Below are 17,410 nucleotides of genomic sequence, written 5' to 3'. Positions count from 1 at the left end.
CGCACCCTCACAACGGCCGGTTCATGATGGCGGGGCCCATCTTGACGATGGTGATCGCATAGAACAGCGCGGCAAAAACCGCGAGGGCAATGCCGAGGGCGACCGAACGCCGGCGGCGGATGCGTTTCATTTCGTCTTCATCGCGTTCGGCGGTCACTGGGCAGCTCCGAGGTAAAGTCCGAGCGCATGATCGGCAGCCAGGGCCACGAACAGAACGAACAGATAATAGAGCGAGAAGCGGAATAGCGACCGGGCGACCTTCTTCATCTGGTCCTTTTCGCTGGTGCGCCAGAGATCGAAGGCGAGCCAGAGGAACCAGGCGCCGAGCCCGACAGCCACCGCGCCATACAGCCAGCCGGCCATGCCCACAATCAGCGGGGCGATGCCCGAGGCCACCAGGACCACGGAATAGATGAGGATGTGGTTCTGGGTTGCGCGCTCACCGGCGACATTGGGCAGCATCGGCACGCCGGCCGCCTCGTAGTCACTCTTCTTGAACAGCGCCAGCGCCCAGAAATGGGGCGGCGTCCAGAGGAAGATAATCGCGAACATGACCCAGGCTTCGATGCCGACCTGGCCAGTCACAGCCGCCCATCCGATCATCGGCGGAAACGCGCCGGCAGCACCGCCAATGACGATGTTTTGCGGCGTAGAGCGCTTGAGCCAGACCGTGTAGATGACGGCATAGAAAAAGATCGTGAAGGCCAGAAGTCCGGCGGCCAGCCAGTTGGTGGCCAGCCCGAGCGTTGCCACCGACATCGCGGAGAGCGTGAGGCCGAAAACCAGCACTTCTTCTTCCGTGATCCGGCCGCGCGGCAGCGGACGGTTCTGGGTCCGGCTCATGATGCGGTCGATATCGCGATCGTACCACATGTTGAGCGCGCCGGACGCGCCGGCCCCGATGGCAATGGCAAGGATGGCCGTGCCCGCAAGAACCGGGTGAAGACCACCCGGTGCCACGAACAGACCGACCAGAGCGGTGAAAATCACCAGCGACATGACGCGCGGCTTCAGGAGGGTGACATAGTCACCCACCTGAGAAGGCGTGCGCTCGAGCGCTTCGTGATCGGTATCCGCGGCCAGTGCCATGGGTTTGCCTTTGATCCTGTCCGCTTACTTGATGCGCGGCAGGGTTTCGAACTGGTGGAACGGCGGCGGGGACGGCAGGGTCCACTCGAGAGTGGTGGCGCCTTCGCCCCAGGGATTGTCGCCGGCGACACGCTTGCGCGAGAAGCCTTCGAAAACGCCCCACAGGAACACCAGGGTTGCGAGACCGGTAATGGCGTAGCCGATCGAGGAAACCATGTTCCAGGTCGCGAACGCATCCGGGTAGTCGATGTAACGGCGCGGCATGCCGGCCAGACCTAGGAAGTGCTGCGGGAAGAAGATCAGGTTCACGCCGATGAAGGTCATCCAGAAGTGGGTCTTGGCGATCACGCTCGAATACATGTAGCCGAACATTTTCGGGTACCAGAAGTACCAGCCCGCGAAGATGGCGAACACGGCACCGAGCGACAGCACGTAGTGGAAGTGCGCCACGACGTAATAGGTGTCATGCAGCGAGCGGTCGACGCCGGCATTGGCCAGCACCACGCCTGTCACACCGCCGACGGTGAACAGGAAGATGAAGCCCAGCGCCCAAAGCATCGGGGTACGGAAGGTGATCGACCCACCCCACATGGTGGCGATCCAGGAGAAGATCTTCACACCGGTGGGCACCGCGATGACCATGGTGGCGGCCACGAAGTAGCGCTGCGTATCGAGCGAAATGCCGGTGGTGTACATGTGGTGCGCCCACACGATGAAGCCGACAAACCCGATGGCGACCATGGCGTAGACCATGCCCAGATAACCGAAGATCGGCTTCCTGGAGAAGGTCGACACGATGTGCGAGACGATGCCGAAGCCCGGCAGGATCAGAATGTACACTTCGGGATGGCCGAAGAACCAGAACAGGTGCTGGAACAGAAGCGGATCGCCGCCGCCTTCAGGTGCGAAGAAAGTGGTGCCGAAGTTGACGTCTGTCAGCAGCATGGTGATGGCGCCGGCCAGAACGGGCAGCGACAGCAGCAGCAAGAAGGCGGTCACGAGCACCGACCAGGGGAACAGCGGCATCTTGTGCAGGGTCATGCCCGGCGCCCGCATGTTGAAGATTGTGGTGATGAAGTTGATCGCCCCGAGGATCGAGGATGCACCCGCGATGTGCAGGGCCAGAATGGCGAAGGTGGTCGACGTGCCGCCCTGCGCAGACAGGGGCGGATAGATCGTCCAGCCGCCGCCGAGACCGAGGAAGCCGGCCTGGCCTTCAACAAACATGGAAATCACGAGCAGCAGGAATGCCGGAGGCAGCAGCCAGAACGAGATGTTGTTCATACGCGGGAACGCCATGTCCGGCGCACCGATCATGATCGGCACGAACCAGTTGGCGAAACCACCGATCATGGCCGGCATGACCATGAAGAAGATCATGATCAGCCCGTGAGCGGTGGTGAACACATTGTACATGTGCTTGCCCGCATCGAGGGCCGCCTGAGAGCCTGCATCGACGCCGTAAACCATGGCGGCCAGACCGTGGAAGATCTGGATACCGGGCTCAGCCAGTTCCCAGCGCATCAGGCCGGAAAGGATACCGCCCACAAACCCCGCGAAGATCGCGAAGACAAGGTACATCATGCCGATGTCCTTGTGGTTGGTCGAATACGCGTATCGCTTCCACCCTGTGGGGTGGTCGTGAGCCTCGTGGTTATGGGCGGCGTCTGCGTTTGCCATTGCTCGGTTCCTTAAGTCTCAACCCTTGTTCAGCGGCCAGTATCCGGCGCGAACAATCACTCCTGCCCGGTCGGGCGTTCCTAGAGGTCCGCCAATTCGAGGCTGGCGGTGGCAGCGTCGCCGCCGGTTTCCTCGAGCTTTGCCAGCCATGCGGCGAACTCGTCCTTGGTGACGACGCGGACGGCGATCGGCATGAAGGCATGGTCCTTGCCGCACAGCTCCGAGCACTGGCCATAATACATGCCGGTCTTGCGGGCATGGAACCAGGTTTCGGACAGCCGGCCGGGCACCGCATCCGTCTTGATGCCGAAGGAGGGCACCGCAAAGGCGTGGATCACGTCAGCGGCGGTCACCTGCATGCGCACCGTGGTGTCGACCGGGACAACGAGCTCGTTGTCAACGGCCAGAAGGCGCGGCTGGTCAGGCTTCTGTTCGGCAATCTGTTCGTCGGTCAGCATAACTGAGGAGAAGCTCACCGATTCTTCGGTGTCGACATATTCGTAATCCCAGTACCACTGGGCACCGGTGGCCTTGACGGTCAGTTCCGGCGCCGGGACCTTTTCGCCGCCATTGCGGTCGAAAATCGAGGAACCGAGATAGGCGCGCTCCCCATCGGGGACCAGCATTTCATCCGACAGCACCCCGAAAGAGGGGATGGCGATGACGATCAGAATGATGATCGGCACCACGGTCCAGACGAACTCGACAATCGTGTTGTGCGTGGTCTTGGACGGGGTCGGATTGGCCTTCGCATTGTAGCGGACAATGACCCAGATCAAGAGAGCAAGCACGAAAAGCGTGATAATCGTGATGATCCAAAGGAGCAGCCCATCATGGAAGGCCACGATTGAGTCCATGACGGGGGTCACGGACTCTTGGAAATGGATCTGCCCGTCAACCGGTTGACCGGCCTGTGCGAGGGCAGGAAGCGCCCCCAAACCGAAGGTCGCGCCGAGCGCCGAAAGGATAATCAAAAACCGCTTTAGAAGTGAGGTCACCACGTTCCCCCTGAGATCATGACCAAAATGCCCAGCGGCCCGCCCCCGGAGGTTCCGGCGACTCACGGCCAGGCATTTTTGTTGCTCAGACCTAAACCACATCCTGCCGGTTTAGGCAATTCACCCGCAGGCCCCCCACATGCGGCAAATGTGCGCGGAATTATGCGACTGGGAGCCCGGCCAGGCCTCCTCGCCATAACCTCGCCATTGTTTGACAATGTCTAGCAGAAGGGCTTCTTGCCCGCCTGTGAAGGGCCGTCACTCGACCGTGGAGATTTGACATTCCACCAACGAGATTTGACTTGGACTCGGGCAGCGGGCCACAAGATAAACCCACTCGATCCGAACCGCGGAGATTCGCCCGGTGCATAGTATGAAGCGTCTTTTCCTCGCCGCCCTTGGCGGTATCCTGTTTGCGACCGGGTTCGGTGCCGCCGCACATGCGCAAGGGGTGGTGAAATCCGAGCATGGCGACTGGCAGATGTCCTGCGACACGCCGCCGGGCGCCAGTTTCGAGCAGTGTGCGCTGATCCAGAACGTGACCGCGGAAGACCAGCCCAATGTGGCGCTCAGCGTCATCGTTCTGAAAACCGCGGACCGGCAGGCACAACTCTTGCGCGTTCTCGCCCCGCTCGGGGTATTGCTGCCCAACGGGCTCGGGCTGTTCGTCGATCAGCAGGATCTCGGCAAAGTCGGTTTCGTGCGTTGTCTGCCCAATGGCTGCGTGGCGGAAGTGGTGATGGACGAAAACCTGATCAACACGCTTTCGAATGGCGACACCGCGCTGTTCGTAGTGTTCAAGACACCCGAAGAGGGCATCGGCATTCCTGTTTCGCTCGAAGGGTTCAAAGCCGGGTTCGACGCCCTCCCCTGATTGCCGAGGCTTTGCCCGGCGCTGTGACACAGTGTGGGCTTTCCAAGCCGGGCGCTTCGCCCTATACCGCTGCCGTCCGAGCGCCCGCCGCCGTTAATAGCGGGTCATGACGGGAGTTCAGATGTCGCGCCATATGCCGGCCCAGGGCCGCGATCCGGTTTTTCTCAGCGGTTCGACCATGCGCCATGTGGCGATCATGACGGTCGCCGCCGCCATCGGGCTGATGGCGATGTTCCTGGTCGATGCCATTTCGCTGTTCTATATCAGCCAGCTCAACGATGCGGCGATGACGGCCGCAGTTGGCCGCGCCAGCTATATCATCGGCTTCATCATCGGCATCTCGGTCGGCTTCATGGTCGGCACGTCCGCGCTGGTGGCGCGGGCCATCGGCGCCCGCGAAGAACAAAGGGCGCAGGAACTCTCAACCATTGCGTTGATCATTGCCGCGCTCGGGGGAACGGTTTTGGCGATCACCGCCTTTGCGGTGACAGAACCCGTGCTTTCGCTGCTCGAAGCCGAAGGCGAAGCGCTCAACCAGGCCCGACTCTATCTCTACATCATCCTGCCCTCGACACCGTTCTTCGTTATCGGCGTCGCCTCGATCGGCCTGATCCGCGCCCGGGGCGATGCCCGGCGCTCGATGATGATCACGCTGGTTGGCGGGATAGCGACGGCCCTGCTCGACCCCTTGTTCATCTTCACATTCGGACTTGAAGTTACCGGTGCCGCGATCGTCCAGTTGATTGTCCGGGTCAGCGTGGCCGCGCTCGGTCTCTATTACGTGATCGGCGTGCACGGGCTGTTCCACATGCCCGACATGTCGGCTGTCGGTGGCCATTTGCGGGCGCTGGCCAAGCAGACCGTGCCCACGGTTCTCACCAATCTGGCGACGCCGGTCGGCGCGATCCTGATCGCGCAGGCCGTGGCGAATTACGGGGATTCGGCAATTGCGGGCCAAGCGGTTGTCGACCGGCTGATCCCGGTCGCCTTCGGCGTGGTGTTCGCACTGTCCGGTGCTGTCGGTCCGGTGATCGGTCAGAATTTTGGTGCCGGGCAAATGGATCGCGTCAGACGCACCTTGATCGACGGCGTAATCTTCGCGCTCGGCTATGTCAGCCTCGTGTGGGCGCTGCTGTTCGTGTTCCAGGACGGGCTGGTCGCCCTCTACAATGCCGATGGTGACATGGCGCTGATGATCCGGCTGTTCTGCACGATCATTGCCGCCTCGTTCATCTTCAACGGGCTGATCTTCGTCACCAATGCCGCGTTCAACAATCTCGGCTGGCCGCTGATGGCAACGGCCTTCAACTGGTCGCGCCAGACCATCGGCGTTCTGCCCTTCATCACAATTGGGGCTGCCTGGGGCGGACTCGAAGGGATTGCCTGGGGCGTTACAGCCGGCAGCGTGTTTTTCGGCGTGACCGCGGTGGCCACCGCGTTCTGGCTGGTGGGCCGGTTGACCCGGGCCCAGCAGGCCGTCGCTCCCGCCACAGCCTGAGCGAAGGACGCCTGCTGAGCGGACGCAAAAAGGCCGGGCTTTCGCCCGGCCAGTCGCGGAACCGATTTGGGGAGTTCAGTTCCGTCAGGGTTAGACCATAAACCCCTCAGCCCAGTTCGAGATCGGCCGCGCGGAAGCGGCGGCGATAAAGAAGACCGATGCCGATTCCTGACTGCAGGCCGCGCGCGTCCTTGAGGTCCTGGCGCTCCAGCCCCAGATCCGCAAGCTGCTCAGCATCGAGGCAATCAAGACTTTTGAGCGTGCGCCGCATGGTGGCGCGATCGTGGCGCCCATCGCGCCAGCGAGCGATAATCGTCAAGAACCGGTCAAAAGCCGCGCCGGCGGGGCGCGCGCCTGAATGCACGTAAGCCATCTTCATGCTCCTGTTTCAGCAGCCGGCAAATGGGAGGAGGACGCGGGCCCCGAGGGAAGGCAGGGCGGCCGCGTCGTTGCCGGCCATGACCAGAGTTAGGGGGTTGCCATCAATCAATCAAACAAATAGATTTTATCTACCCCATCAATTCCAGTGATCGCTATGCCCGCGCCTCTCGACCTCGATCAGCTCCAGACTTTTGCCGCCATTGCCGATTGCGGCAGCTTCACGGAAGCCGCCCGACGGGTGCACAAGACCCAGTCCGCCGTCTCGATGCAGATCAAACGGCTGGAAGAACGGCTCGGACATCCGCTATTCGTGCGCGAGGGCCGGCGCATCACGCTGACGCCGGAAGGTGATGAGCTCTATTCGCGCTCGCGGCGGCTGTTGCGGATCAACGCCGAGATCCTCGACTATTTCTCCCAGGAGGACCTGTCGGGTACCGTGCGCTTCGGCGTGCCGGATGACTATGCCGTTCGGCTCCTGCCCAAGATCCTGACATCATTTCAGGAATCGCACCCCAAGATCCTCGTCGAGGTGACCTGCCAGCCTTCCGAACTGCTGCTTGAAGGCATTCAGCAGGGCCGGTTCGACATGATCGTGTTCACCCAGGGCACAAGCCATGAGTTTGGTGAAATGTTCAGGACCGAGCCCATGCATTTCGTGGCTGGACCCGAGATCAGGGTGCTCGATTGCGAACAGCTTCCCCTCGCCTGCGGATCACATGTGTGCTGCTGGCGGGCGAGCGCGGAGGCCGCGCTCAATTCGATCGGGCGTGATTTCCGGGTCGCCTATACCTCATCCTCGGCGATGGCCGTCACCAGCGCGGTGATGGCAGGTCTGGCGGTCGGCGTGCTGCCCGAAAGCGCGATCATGCCAGACATGCGGGTGCTGGGTGTGGATGACGGATTTCCGCGGCTTCCAAATGCCGAGATTGCGCTGATGCGCGCGTCGCATGGCTATGGCGGCATCTATGATGCGCTCGCCTGTCATATTCTTGATGAGTTGGGGAACCTCTACGGCGAAGACAAGCTGGTGATCACCGCAGCCTGATCAGGCCGGCTCATCGTCCCTGCAGGTTTCGACTTCAACGGCCCCCTTGCCCGGCACGAGATCCTCGTCGCGCATGCGGTAGGCGTCGGGGTCGGTGCGGAACATCTCGATCAGCCCCGAGGCGGCCCTGTTCATGGCTTCGGCCTGCGCCCAGCGCTCTTCGGCGCCAGCGTCGCTCGCCGGCACGAAGCCGGCGATCACAGCCGCAAGTTCACGATTGATGCGGTCGGATGCTTCGAGATAGCCAGCGACGATGGCGAATTCCGCATCGGTCATGCGCGAACAATAGGGTTCGAACAGCTCGCCGATCGGTGAGTAGACCATTGCGCCGAACTCTTTCGAGGATTCGCTGAGTTCAATGAACACCCGCCGGCGGTCCACGGGGTCGCGTTCGCGGCGGACATAACCCCGCTTTTCGAGCCTGTCGACCAGGGTCGTTACGGCGCCGGTCGTTAATCCTGAGCGCTCGGCCAACTGACCGGCGGTCACCTTGCCGAAGCGCTGAATGATATCGAGGCAGAGTGCATCGGTGCGATTGACACCCAGAAGACGGGCGTAAGCCTCATCGAGCATATCCGATGCATTCTGGGAGGAACGCTGCGCCGCTACAAGCCGTGCAATCAGCCGTCCGCGATTTTCGCTTGACAATTCATTATCTTGATTCATAAGATATTTGAATATCGAAATACCCTCATATTGTCAAGGAATTTCAGCATGCCAGCGATTGCAGACGGCCCGATTATCGAAGCCAGGGGCCTCAAGCGCACATTCAAAATCCGAAAAGGTACAGTCGAGGCCGTCAAGGGCATCGACCTCACGGTTCAGCCGGGCGAGATCGTCGGGTTTCTCGGCCCGAACGGGGCCGGCAAGACGACAACGCTGAGAATGTTGTGCACCCTGCTGGCACCGACCGACGGCACCGCGACGGTCGTGGGCTGCGATCTCAGGGACGACCCGGTGGGCGTGCGCCGCCGCATCGGCTATGTCGCCCAATCAGGTACCACCACCGGGGAGGCCGTCGCCGGGCAGGAGATCGTCTCGCAGGCCCAGCTTTACGGCATAGATCGGAAAACGGCGACCGAGCGCGGCAAGGCGCTGTTGAAGTCGCTCGATCTCGACGGCATCTGGGACCGCAAATGCGGCTCGCTCTCCGGCGGCCAGCGCCGGCGGCTCGATATCGTGATGGGGTTGGTGCATGAGCCCAAGCTGGTATTTCTCGATGAACCGACGACGGGGCTCGACCCGCAGGCGCGTGCCAATCTGTGGCATCATATCCGTGATCTGAGGGATCGGCTCGGCACCACGATATTCCTGACCACCCATTATATGGACGAAGCGGATTCGCTCTCCGATCGCATCCTGATCGTTGATGGCGGCAAGGTGGTGGCCCAAGGCACGCCGCAGGAGCTCAAGCAACGCGTTTCGGGCGATGCGATCACCCTCACCCTGCGCGGGCGCAAGGACACGGCCCAGGCCAGCGAAATCATTGGCGGGTTCGAAGGCGCCGATACGCCGAATGTCGACGGCAACGTGGTGCGGGCCCATCTGCCGGATGGCAGCACCGCCCTGCCCCAGCTTCTGAGGGCACTCGACAAGGCCGGGGTCGACGCGATCGGTCTCGAAGTTGCCCGTCCCACGCTGGATGACGTTTTCCTGACCCTGACCGGCCGGTCGCTGCGCGACTGAACAGCATTCATTCAAGAGGTTTCATCATGACGTTCTTCAAAGACACCTGGATCGTTTTTTCCCGGGCGATGCGGCTCTCGTTGCAGAACCCCCTTTGGGTGATCATCGGGATTTCCCAGCCAATTCTCTATCTCGCCCTGTTCGGACCGCTCTTGCAGGCCATTGCCGGTGCACCCGGCTTTCCGCCCGGCGATGCCTGGCAGATCTTCGTACCCGGCCTCTTGGTCCAACTCGGCGTCTTCGGCGGCTTCTTCGTCGGCTTCGGCATTATCGCGGAGTGGCGTGCCGGGGTGATCGAGCGCATGCTGGTCTCACCGGCCAGCCGGACGGCACTGATTGCCGGGCGGGTGCTGCGCGACGTCATCGTGCTGATCGTTCAGGCTATCATTCTGGTTGTTTGCGCAATGTTTTTCGGGCTCAGCGTGCCTTTCATCGCCATTGTCCTGGGGCTGATCATTATTGCCATGCTCGGGGCGTCGGCCTCGTTCTTCTCCTATGCGATGGCCCTGGCGGTCAAAAGCGAAGACGCCTTTGCCCCGATCGTCAATTCGATCGCGCTGCCGATCCTCTTGCTGTCCGGCATCTTGCTGCCGATGTCGCTGGCGCCGGTCTGGCTGCAGACCCTGTCCGACATCAATCCATTCAAGCATGTGGTGACGGCGATCCGAGCGGTGTTCCGCAATGAGATCGTGACAGGCGAAGTGGGTCTTGGCGTCGGGATTGCGATCGCGCTGGTACTGATTGCTGCCTTTGTCGGCACCAGAAGCTTTGCCAACCAGACCAAGTAGGACTGAAAGACCAAGCTGGTCCGCTTCACAAGCAATGGCGGCGCCGGGCTATGGGCTCGGCGTCCTTCAGATGGGTTCGGCGCCAAACAAATACTGAACAGATCTAGCTTTTTTGCCTTTTTGCATTTCCGAAGGGTGAACCGGCATCCACTTCACCCGGAACGGCACTAATAGGCAGCGACGGCGTAAACGCGCTTGATGTCGCCTTCCCAGGGACCGTGATAGCAATCCAGAAGGCGCTCGGCCTGGGTCTTGCCGGTTTCGACCACGCGGCGGAGAGGCGCCAGGTGCATGGTTTCGTCCATGTCTTCCCAATTTCGCAGATTGCGGCGTTCGAGGCCTGCCTGGGCAAGCGGCAGGACAAGGCGGGTCAGATCATGGACAGTGCCGTCCCGGAATTCGGTCTCGAGCGCCTTGACCGGCACGTCCTTTCGCAACTGCCAGCGCTCTTCCGCCGTCCAGTCCTTGACGAGGTCCCATGCGCCTTCAAGGCTGTCCTCGTCATAAAGCAGGCCGGTCCATAGCGCGGGCAGCGCGCAGATCTCTTCCCATGGGCCGCAATCGGCGCCGCGCATCTCCAGGAAGCGCTTGAGGCGCACTTCGGGGAAGATGGTGGAGAGATGATCTTCCCAGTCGCGCTTGAGCGGCTTTTCTCCGGGCAACTGGGGCAGTTCGCCCCTCAAAAAGGCGCGGAAGCTCTCGCCGGCACAATTGACGTACTGACCGTTGCGGATGACGAAATACATCGGCACATCGAGGGCATAATCGACATAGCGCTCGAAGCTCATGCCCTCTTCAAAGGCAAAGGGCAGCATGCCGGTGCGGTCAGGGTCGGTGTGCAGCCAGATCTGCGAGCGGAAGGACAAAAAGCCCGAAGGCTTGCCGTCGACAAAGGGTGAATTGGCGAACAGGGCCGTGGCGATGGGTTGCAGGGCCAGGGACACGCGCAGTTTCTTGACCATGTCCGCTTCGCTCGAAAAATCGAGATTGGCCTGAACGGTGCAGGAGCGGAACATCATTGAGGTGCCCAGCGTACCGACCTCGCGCATATAAGGCGCCATGATGCCGTAGCGGGACTTGGGCATGACCGGGATATCGGTGACAGCCCAATCCGGGGTCACACCGATACCGAGAAACTTGATGCCCATGGGATCGGCGACTTCACGTAGAACGGTGAGGTGGCGATGGGTTTCCGAACAGGTGTCGTGCAGGTTGGACAGGGCAGCGCCGGACAGTTCGAACTGGCCCCCCGGTTCGAGCGAGATTGAAGCGCCGGTGCGCGTGTCGGTCAGCCCGATGACCTTGTCGCGGTCGTAGAGGGGTGACCAACCGGTCTTTTTCGCCACACCGTCGAGCAGCGCACCAATGCCGTTCTCGCCTTCATAGGGGACGGGCCCGAGGCTGTCCGCATAGAACACGAACTTCTCGTGCTCGGTGCCCACGCGCCAATCCGATTTGGGCTTCGAGCCGGAAGACAGCGCCTCGATGAGGTCGGCTTTCGACTCGATCGGTGCGGATGTGCCACTATCAGCCATGGCTCAGCCTTTCGTGAAACGGACGGGCTGCGCGTCAACCCGATTTTGGACTCGGCGCGACCATAGCCGCTTCAAAGCGAAGTTCAAACGCTTTATCGCCAATCGCCGATGATTGATTGCAGAGCCCCCAGAGCGGCCACCGCCGCCGTGTCCGCACGCAGGATTCGCGGCCCGAGCGAGACGGGATGCACAAATTCGCAGCCGTGCAGCATCCTGCGCTCCTCCTCGGAAAATCCACCCTCCGGCCCGATCAACAGGGCCAAGGGCCGACCAGCCAATGTTTCGAATACAGCCTGCGGCGAGCCGGAAGCCTCGCTTTCATCCGCGAAGATGATCTGCCGGCCGGGATGATCCTCGGCCCAGTTTGCAATCAGGGTCTCGAGCGGGATGATGGGGTGCAGTTCAGGCACTGCCAGCACTTCGCATTGCTCGGCAGCCTCCACGGTATTGGCGGCCAGCTTGTCTTTGTTGAGCTTGGGGAACTGGGTGTGCTGGGTCTTGACCGGCTGGATGTGGCCAACCCCCATTTCCACCGCCTTTTGCACCATATAGTCGAGCCGGCCCGTCTTGAGTGGCGCGAACAGGTACCAAAGGTCCGGGTGCTCTGGCTGGGCCGCGATCTGCTCGACCGGCTCGAGCTCGGCACGCTTGCGGTCCGCGGCCACCAGTTCGGTTCGCCAGGCACCATCGCGGCCATTGAAAAGGATCACCGCGTCACCAGGCCGCCGCCGCATGACATTGACGAGGTAATGCGCCTGGGGTTTGTCGAGGGTGACGGTTGTGCCCGGGCCGAGATCGTGATTGACGAACAGGCGCGGCAGGTGCTGGTGGCTTCGCGGCATGACGGGGTCCGGCGCAAATGATCGTGTGACGCCGCATAAATGAGGATGGGCGCGAATGCAAACACCACCGAAGCAGGACGCCGGCGACGGACGGGTTGCGGATGCGCCCAAAGGTAATTGGGTCGACCGGTATGCCCCCGAGGCGCTCAAGCCCTATTTCCGCATGGCACGGTTCGACCGGCCGATCGGCTATCAGCTGTTGTTCTGGCCCTGCGCCATCTCTTCGGCCATGGCAGCGATTGCCCGGCCCGAAGCGCCCTTTCCCTATCTGGCGATTATCCTGTTCTTCATCGGCGCCTATGTGATGCGCGGGGCGGGATGCGTTTTCAATGACATTGTCGACCGCGATATCGACGGCAAGGTCGCCCGTACAAGATCACGTCCCATCCCCTCGGGCCGGGTGTCGGTGACGCAGGCTGCCGGTTTCATGGTGCTGCTGGCGCTGGTCGGGCTGCTGGTTCTCGTCCAGTTCAATCCCTTCACCATCGGGCTCGGCATCGCCTCACTCGTCCTGGTGGCGATCTACCCGTTCATGAAGCGGATCACCTACTGGCCGCAGCTGTTTCTCGGCCTCGCCTTCTCCTGGGGGGCGCTGATGGGCTGGGCCGCCCATATGGGCAGCCTGGGCTGGCCGCCGGTGCTGCTGTATCTCGGTTCGATCTGCTGGGTGATCGGCTACGACACGATCTATGCGCTGCAGGATATCGAGGACGATGTGCTGATCGGGGTGAAGTCCACCGCGCGGCTGTTCGGCGACAGGGCCCGCCCGATCGTTGCCGGTTTCTATGCCGTGGGGATAGCGCTTTGGCTCGCCGCGGCCTTCTTGTCAGGCGCGGGCTGGGCGTTCTTCGCCACCGCGTGGGTGGCGCCGGCAATCCTCGTCTGGCAGCTCGCCACCCTCGACCCTGCCGATCATCCGGGGTGCCTCAAACGGTTCAAGGCCAACCACTGGGTTGGCCTTGCCTTCACGCTCAGTCTGTGGATCGCCTATCTGGCTCAAACCAGTTTCTAGGGCCTGTCGTTGGAGACCAGCCCCAGCTTGCGCCGGTTGAGGAAGCGCGGGCGCCGGTCGGCATCGGGGCCGAGTTTGCGACGCATGGTAGTGTCGCCCAGAAGAACGCCGCCAACCTGCTGCGAATAGGAAATCAGTTCGCCATTGCCGGCCCGAATGTAGAGCGGCAGCCCCAGATGCCGGCCCCAGTTCTGCCATTCGGCGACAACGGTGTTGTTGCCCTCCTCGGAGAACACCCGGTAGTTGAGCGCCTCGTCGGAATGCACGAGTTCGATGGTGCTGAACAACATCCCCTCGTCATTGATCGTGGTGGCGATGGCGACACCGTGATAGTCGGCCACCGGCACCTTGATCTTGATGGTCACGCCGCTCTTTTTCAGCGTCTTGCGCACAGTGACGGTCTTGAAGTCCCCCGAGCGATTGTCATTCGCCGCTTTGGGGGGTGAACCGAATGTGCCCGCTTTCGCGTTCAGGATACTGACCCCCAATCGCTCAAACGCCTCGTTGCGCAACATAACCTTAGCCTCACTGCTCACTTCTGAGAGCTTCTTTGTCTCTCGTGTTGATCGCAATCTAGGCGCGGGCCGTTTGGGATCGGCTTAAAAAACTGGGTTAAGTTTTTGTTGTTTTGAAGAGGGTTAGCAGTGAGTCACCGGGCGTAAGAGGCAATTAACCTCATGGGGGTGCTTGCGCCCACCCGTCCGCTCCGATAGAGCGCAGAACCAATACGCAAACGGGGCGAAAACGCCCGCAACGCAAGCCCGAGACAATGCCGCTGCCCGATCCACGCGAAGACATGGAACTGATGCGCAATGCGGCAGTCGCAGCAGGCATTCTGGCGACCAGCTTCTTCCGGCGCGACGTCAAGCACTGGACCAAGGACAATGCCTCCCCGGTGACCGAGGCGGATCTGGCGGTCGATCGTTACCTTGAAAAGACCCTGACCCATGCGCGGCCCGATTATGGCTGGTTGAGCGAAGAGACCGCGGACGACCCGCAGCGGCTCGACGCGGAGCGGGTTTTCATCGTCGATCCGATCGACGGAACGCGCGGCTTCATGCGCGGGGACGACAACTGGAGCATCTCGATGGCGGTGGTCGAGAACGGCGAACCCATCGCCGGGCTTGTCTATGTCCCGATCCGCGACGAACTTTATGAGGCGATCATCGGCGATGGCGTCTTGATCAACGGGCACCCGCTCGAGCGGCGCCAGCATCACGTGACCGAACCCGTTATCCCTGCGCCGGGCGCCGTGCACCGGGCGCTTGCCGAAGCCGGACTCGACTATGTGCGCGGACCGCACACCCCCTCCCTCGCCTACCGGCTGGTTCAGGTCGCGACCGGCGTGTTCGACGCCACCGCCGCAAGACGTGGCGCGCAGGACTGGGATATCGCGGCGGCAGCTTTGATCCTGTCGGAAAGCGGAGTCATCATGGAAGACGTCTGCGCCGGACCGTTGCGGTTCAACGGAGCGGACCCGCGTCATGGCGCCCTGATGGTAAGCGCCGTCGATGGTCTCGCCGGGCCATTGCGCGAAGCGCTCAAACAGGTCTATGGGTGCCCTGACGACAGTGCTGTTGATGCCAGTATTCATGCCAAGGCGGACAAGGACATCATATGAGCGATCAGCCCCCCACCGAGCACAAGTCCAAACAGCTTCTTCATCTCGTCATTGGCGGCGAGCTTGAAGATCTGGACGATGTGACCTTCCGCGACCTCCAAGAGGTCGACATTGTCGGAATCTACCCGAACTACGCCAGCGCCTACGCGGTGTGGAAGAAGAAGGCGCAGGAAACGGTCGATAATGCGCATATGCGCTATTTCATCGTCCACCTGCACCGGATGCTCGACCCGGACGGCTGAGCCCGGTGAGCGGGGACACCAACGCCCAGGACGACGAGACAGAACGCGGCTGGTTCATCGACAAGCCGTGGATTCGCTGGTTTCTGGGCGCCGTAGTCATCGGCGGCTATCTGCGCCTGATCCGGCTGACATCGCGTCTGGTGGTCGATCCGCCCGACGTGATGGAGCGGCTGTCCTCGAAGACGCCGGAGATCTATGCCTCCTGGCACGGCCAGAGCAATCTCGCCTATCTCTACACCCCGATCCGCCCGCATTACGCGATCCTCGCCTCGAACCACCCCGACGGGCGCATGGCCGCGGCAATGGCCAAGGGGTTCGGCTATACGATTATCGACGGGTCGGGCAGCAGCGAGCGGCAGCGCCGCGGCACGGGCGGGCTCGCCGCCTTCAGGGCAATGCTGCGCGCGGTCAAGGACGGGCATTCGCTGTTTCTGACCGCCGACACACCGCCGATCCCCGGCCGCAAGGTCAGCCCCGGCCTGATGGCCGCGGCCCGGCGCACAGGCTGTCCCCTTGTTCCGCTCGCAACGGCAAGTTCGCGCCGCAAGATGCTCGATAATTGGGACAAGATGCAGATCAACTTCCCCTTCTCACGCATCGCCTATGTGCTCGGCGAGCCACTGGTGCTCAATGATGATGCGATCAGCGATGAGGAGTATGCGGAAGAGTTCGCGCGGCGACTTGACGGGGCGTTGGAACGCGCCTTTGCGCTGGCCGACGGCAAGGCAGAGCCTGCGAAGGCGGAAGACTAGCTCCCGTCCAGAACCGAAGCGAGGATCGCCTCGATGGCACCAGGCCCACCGACCCTCGCCTGCCCTGCTGCGCCGCGACGCCTGATTTCATCAGGATCGTTCAACAATGCGGTGACGGCCGTGGCGAGCGCCGCCGGGTCAGCTTCGGTCATCATCCTGCCGTCACCGAACAGGGCCGATTCCGCCTTTACCCGGCTTTCGCGCTCCTGGCTCATCCGGAACGAGACAACCGGCTTGCCGAGCCCCAATGCCTGAATAGTCGCGGTGCCGGCCTGGGACAGGACGATGTCAGCAGCCTCGATCAGATTGCCCGTCGCCCCGCGCACGACGACGATGATGAAACCGTCGCCAGACAGGTGACCGAGCCGCAAATCGCTTGCCTCCGCAAGATCGAATGTCAGGTCTGCCGCCTCGGCAAGAGCGGCAGGATCGAGACCCGGCGCCAGCGCCAGGAACAGGTCGGGTCTTCGGTCTGGCGGCAGTTGGCGTAGCGCGGACACTTGCAGCGCAAAGTTCTCCGAGGCCGACTTGCGACTGCCGGGCAGAAGCGTGATTGCCTGAGCCCGATGCCGATCGGGTTGGGGATCAAAGTCGCCATAAGTGACGGTATCGATGAGGACGTTGCCCGCGGCCCGCGCATCGATGCCACTCGCGGCAAGCGCCTTTGCCAGTTTCTCGCTGCGGCAGAAAACGCGTCTGCATGTCGCCTTGATCAGCCAGCGCTCGGGCGCGGCATAGAGCCGGCCATGGCCAGTGCGGTAGGCATCGACCCAGGTGATGCCGCGAATGCCCGAGAGGAAACAGGCCCCCACACCGACCAGATCGCCGACGACCACGACGTGATCATAGTCGTGCCGAGCCCGGCGCAGGAAAGAAAGGGCCGGCCAGAAGGTCGCGACGATGCCGCCCTTGAGGTCGGCGCGGATCGACCCCTCGGTGCGCCAGCCCTCGCTGGCAATATGGGCACGCGGGCCGACGACATCGCACACGCCCGCAAAGGCATGGCCATCGCCGAGCGTTGGATAGGCATGAGCTGTGACAGAACCGGGAAGACGGGCGATCATCTCGCGGGCCATCGAGTCTTCGCCATGGCCGTTGGAGATGAACAAAAGGCGCATCGACGCCTCAGCCGCGATGGGCGGAATAAGCCTCGAAGGCAGTCTGGGCGTCGAAATAGGGCTCCTGCCGGTCGACGCTCCAATAAGTCAACTCGTCGATCGGGATCGGTTTGCCGGTGACGGCGCAACGCACGAAATTGCCCGGACGAAGGATCACGAAGTCCGCATCAAGATAACGGACCACCGCTTCTGAAGAGCCGAATTTCTGGTCGAAGATATTCATCGGTCCTGTCTATGCCCGATCGCTGA

The 17,410-nt window shown here is 62.0% G+C and carries 20 protein-coding genes; 9 read left to right on the top strand and 11 right to left on the bottom strand.

The genetic code is table 11. The features are described 5' to 3' along the window. Positions 1-7 precede the first annotated feature (7 nt). The 4 genes from G489_RS22440 to coxB all read right to left on the bottom strand — a co-directional run bounded on the left by G489_RS22440 (position 8) and on the right by coxB (position 3,767). Positions 8-157, bottom strand: a complete 150-nt coding sequence (locus G489_RS22440; protein ID WP_155889385.1) for a hypothetical protein — start codon at positions 155-157, stop codon at positions 8-10. Then, positions 154-1,083 (bottom strand): heme o synthase, encoded by a 930-nt coding sequence (locus tag G489_RS0112210; protein ID WP_407059832.1) that lies wholly within the window; start codon positions 1,081-1,083, stop codon positions 154-156. Before G489_RS0112210 ends, G489_RS22440 begins: the two co-directional genes overlap by 4 nt. Before the next feature lie 30 nt (positions 1,084-1,113). Beyond that, the gene (gene ctaD, locus G489_RS0112205) at positions 1,114-2,769 is read right to left on the bottom strand and encodes a cytochrome c oxidase subunit I (protein WP_029041771.1); all 1,656 of its coding nucleotides are present in this window, start codon (positions 2,767-2,769) and stop codon (positions 1,114-1,116) included. 80 nt (positions 2,770-2,849) lie between these two features. Next, complete coding sequence (gene coxB / locus G489_RS0112200) at positions 2,850-3,767, bottom strand: cytochrome c oxidase subunit II (protein ID WP_407059829.1); 918 nt, start codon at positions 3,765-3,767, stop codon at positions 2,850-2,852. 373 nt (positions 3,768-4,140) lie between these two features. Between coxB and G489_RS0112195 the strand changes: the two genes are divergently transcribed. Continuing rightward, positions 4,141-4,641 (top strand): invasion associated locus B family protein, encoded by a 501-nt coding sequence (locus G489_RS0112195; protein ID WP_035872545.1) that lies wholly within the window; start codon positions 4,141-4,143, stop codon positions 4,639-4,641. A 121-nt stretch (positions 4,642-4,762) separates the two neighbouring features. Then, a complete protein-coding gene (locus G489_RS20375) occupies positions 4,763-6,139 on the top strand; it encodes an MATE family efflux transporter (RefSeq protein ID WP_051332584.1) in 1,377 nt (458 codons plus the stop codon). Positions 6,140-6,245: 106 nt separating this feature from the next. Here the strand turns inward: G489_RS20375 and G489_RS0112185 are convergent, their stop codons facing one another. After that, a complete protein-coding gene (locus G489_RS0112185) occupies positions 6,246-6,512 on the bottom strand; it encodes a hypothetical protein (protein WP_155889384.1) in 267 nt (88 codons plus the stop codon). A 162-nt stretch (positions 6,513-6,674) separates the two neighbouring features. Here G489_RS0112185 and G489_RS0112180 point away from each other — a divergent pair, with 162 nt between their 5' ends. Continuing rightward, positions 6,675-7,565: a LysR substrate-binding domain-containing protein gene (locus tag G489_RS0112180; protein ID WP_029041767.1), complete on the top strand. Its 891-nt coding sequence runs from the start codon at positions 6,675-6,677 to the stop codon at positions 7,563-7,565. Here the strand turns inward: G489_RS0112180 and G489_RS21925 are convergent, their stop codons facing one another. Next, on the bottom strand, positions 7,566-8,213 hold the full coding sequence (locus tag G489_RS21925) for a MarR family transcriptional regulator (protein WP_245578900.1): 648 nt from the start codon (positions 8,211-8,213) through the stop codon (positions 7,566-7,568). A gap of 66 nt (positions 8,214-8,279) precedes the next feature. On the opposite strand from G489_RS21925, the gene G489_RS0112170 reads away from it, so the two are divergent. Together G489_RS0112170 and G489_RS0112165 are read left to right on the top strand one after the other, a co-directional pair. After that, positions 8,280-9,251: an ABC transporter ATP-binding protein gene (locus G489_RS0112170; protein ID WP_210162605.1), complete on the top strand. Its 972-nt coding sequence runs from the start codon at positions 8,280-8,282 to the stop codon at positions 9,249-9,251. Between the two features lie 26 nt (positions 9,252-9,277). Then, a complete protein-coding gene (locus G489_RS0112165; protein WP_029041765.1) occupies positions 9,278-10,039 on the top strand; it encodes an ABC transporter permease in 762 nt (253 codons plus the stop codon). Between the two features lie 167 nt (positions 10,040-10,206). Here the strand turns inward: G489_RS0112165 and G489_RS0112160 are convergent, their stop codons facing one another. Then, positions 10,207-11,574 (bottom strand): glutamate--cysteine ligase, encoded by a 1,368-nt coding sequence (locus G489_RS0112160; RefSeq protein WP_029041764.1) that lies wholly within the window; start codon positions 11,572-11,574, stop codon positions 10,207-10,209. A 92-nt stretch (positions 11,575-11,666) separates the two neighbouring features. Further along, a complete protein-coding gene (locus tag G489_RS0112155) occupies positions 11,667-12,416 on the bottom strand; it encodes a 16S rRNA (uracil(1498)-N(3))-methyltransferase (RefSeq protein WP_029041763.1) in 750 nt (249 codons plus the stop codon). 55 nt (positions 12,417-12,471) lie between these two features. Between G489_RS0112155 and ubiA the strand changes: the two genes are divergently transcribed. Then, complete coding sequence (gene ubiA, locus G489_RS0112150) at positions 12,472-13,428, top strand: 4-hydroxybenzoate octaprenyltransferase (RefSeq protein ID WP_029041762.1); 957 nt, start codon at positions 12,472-12,474, stop codon at positions 13,426-13,428. Here ubiA and G489_RS21920 read toward each other — a convergent pair. After that, positions 13,425-13,943 (bottom strand): DUF6101 family protein, encoded by a 519-nt coding sequence (locus G489_RS21920; protein WP_029041761.1) that lies wholly within the window; start codon positions 13,941-13,943, stop codon positions 13,425-13,427. The two genes, ubiA and G489_RS21920, sit on opposite strands and share 4 nt — an antisense overlap. A 254-nt stretch (positions 13,944-14,197) precedes the next feature. On the opposite strand from G489_RS21920, the gene G489_RS20360 reads away from it, so the two are divergent. From G489_RS20360 to G489_RS0112130, 3 genes are read left to right on the top strand one after another with little or no spacing between them, the layout of a single operon-like run. Then, the gene (locus tag G489_RS20360; RefSeq protein WP_051332582.1) at positions 14,198-15,049 is read left to right on the top strand and encodes a 3'(2'),5'-bisphosphate nucleotidase CysQ; all 852 of its coding nucleotides are present in this window, start codon (positions 14,198-14,200) and stop codon (positions 15,047-15,049) included. Continuing rightward, the gene (locus G489_RS0112135) at positions 15,046-15,291 is read left to right on the top strand and encodes a DUF4170 domain-containing protein (RefSeq protein ID WP_029041760.1); all 246 of its coding nucleotides are present in this window, start codon (positions 15,046-15,048) and stop codon (positions 15,289-15,291) included. The genes G489_RS20360 and G489_RS0112135 overlap by 4 nt, the downstream gene beginning before the upstream one ends. 5 nt (positions 15,292-15,296) lie before the next feature. Further along, positions 15,297-16,043 (top strand): lysophospholipid acyltransferase family protein, encoded by a 747-nt coding sequence (locus tag G489_RS0112130; RefSeq protein WP_029041759.1) that lies wholly within the window; start codon positions 15,297-15,299, stop codon positions 16,041-16,043. Here the strand turns inward: G489_RS0112130 and G489_RS0112125 are convergent. Both G489_RS0112125 and G489_RS0112120 read right to left on the bottom strand, forming a co-directional pair. Continuing rightward, positions 16,040-17,161, bottom strand: a complete 1,122-nt coding sequence (locus G489_RS0112125) for a glycosyltransferase family protein (protein WP_029041758.1) — start codon at positions 17,159-17,161, stop codon at positions 16,040-16,042. The two genes, G489_RS0112130 and G489_RS0112125, sit on opposite strands and share 4 nt — an antisense overlap. Before the next feature lie 7 nt (positions 17,162-17,168). Then, positions 17,169-17,384 carry a DUF2093 domain-containing protein gene (locus tag G489_RS0112120; protein WP_029041757.1) on the bottom strand — a complete coding sequence of 72 codons (216 nt, stop codon included), beginning with the start codon at positions 17,382-17,384 and terminating at the stop codon, positions 17,169-17,171. Positions 17,385-17,410: the final 26 nt, after the last annotated feature.

The sequence above is a fragment of the Cucumibacter marinus DSM 18995 genome (assembly GCF_000429865.1).
Taxonomy (GTDB): domain Bacteria; phylum Pseudomonadota; class Alphaproteobacteria; order Rhizobiales; family Devosiaceae; genus Cucumibacter; species Cucumibacter marinus.
Note: the sequence above shows the minus strand (reverse complement) of the source record. Positions and strands in the feature narration are given on the sequence as shown.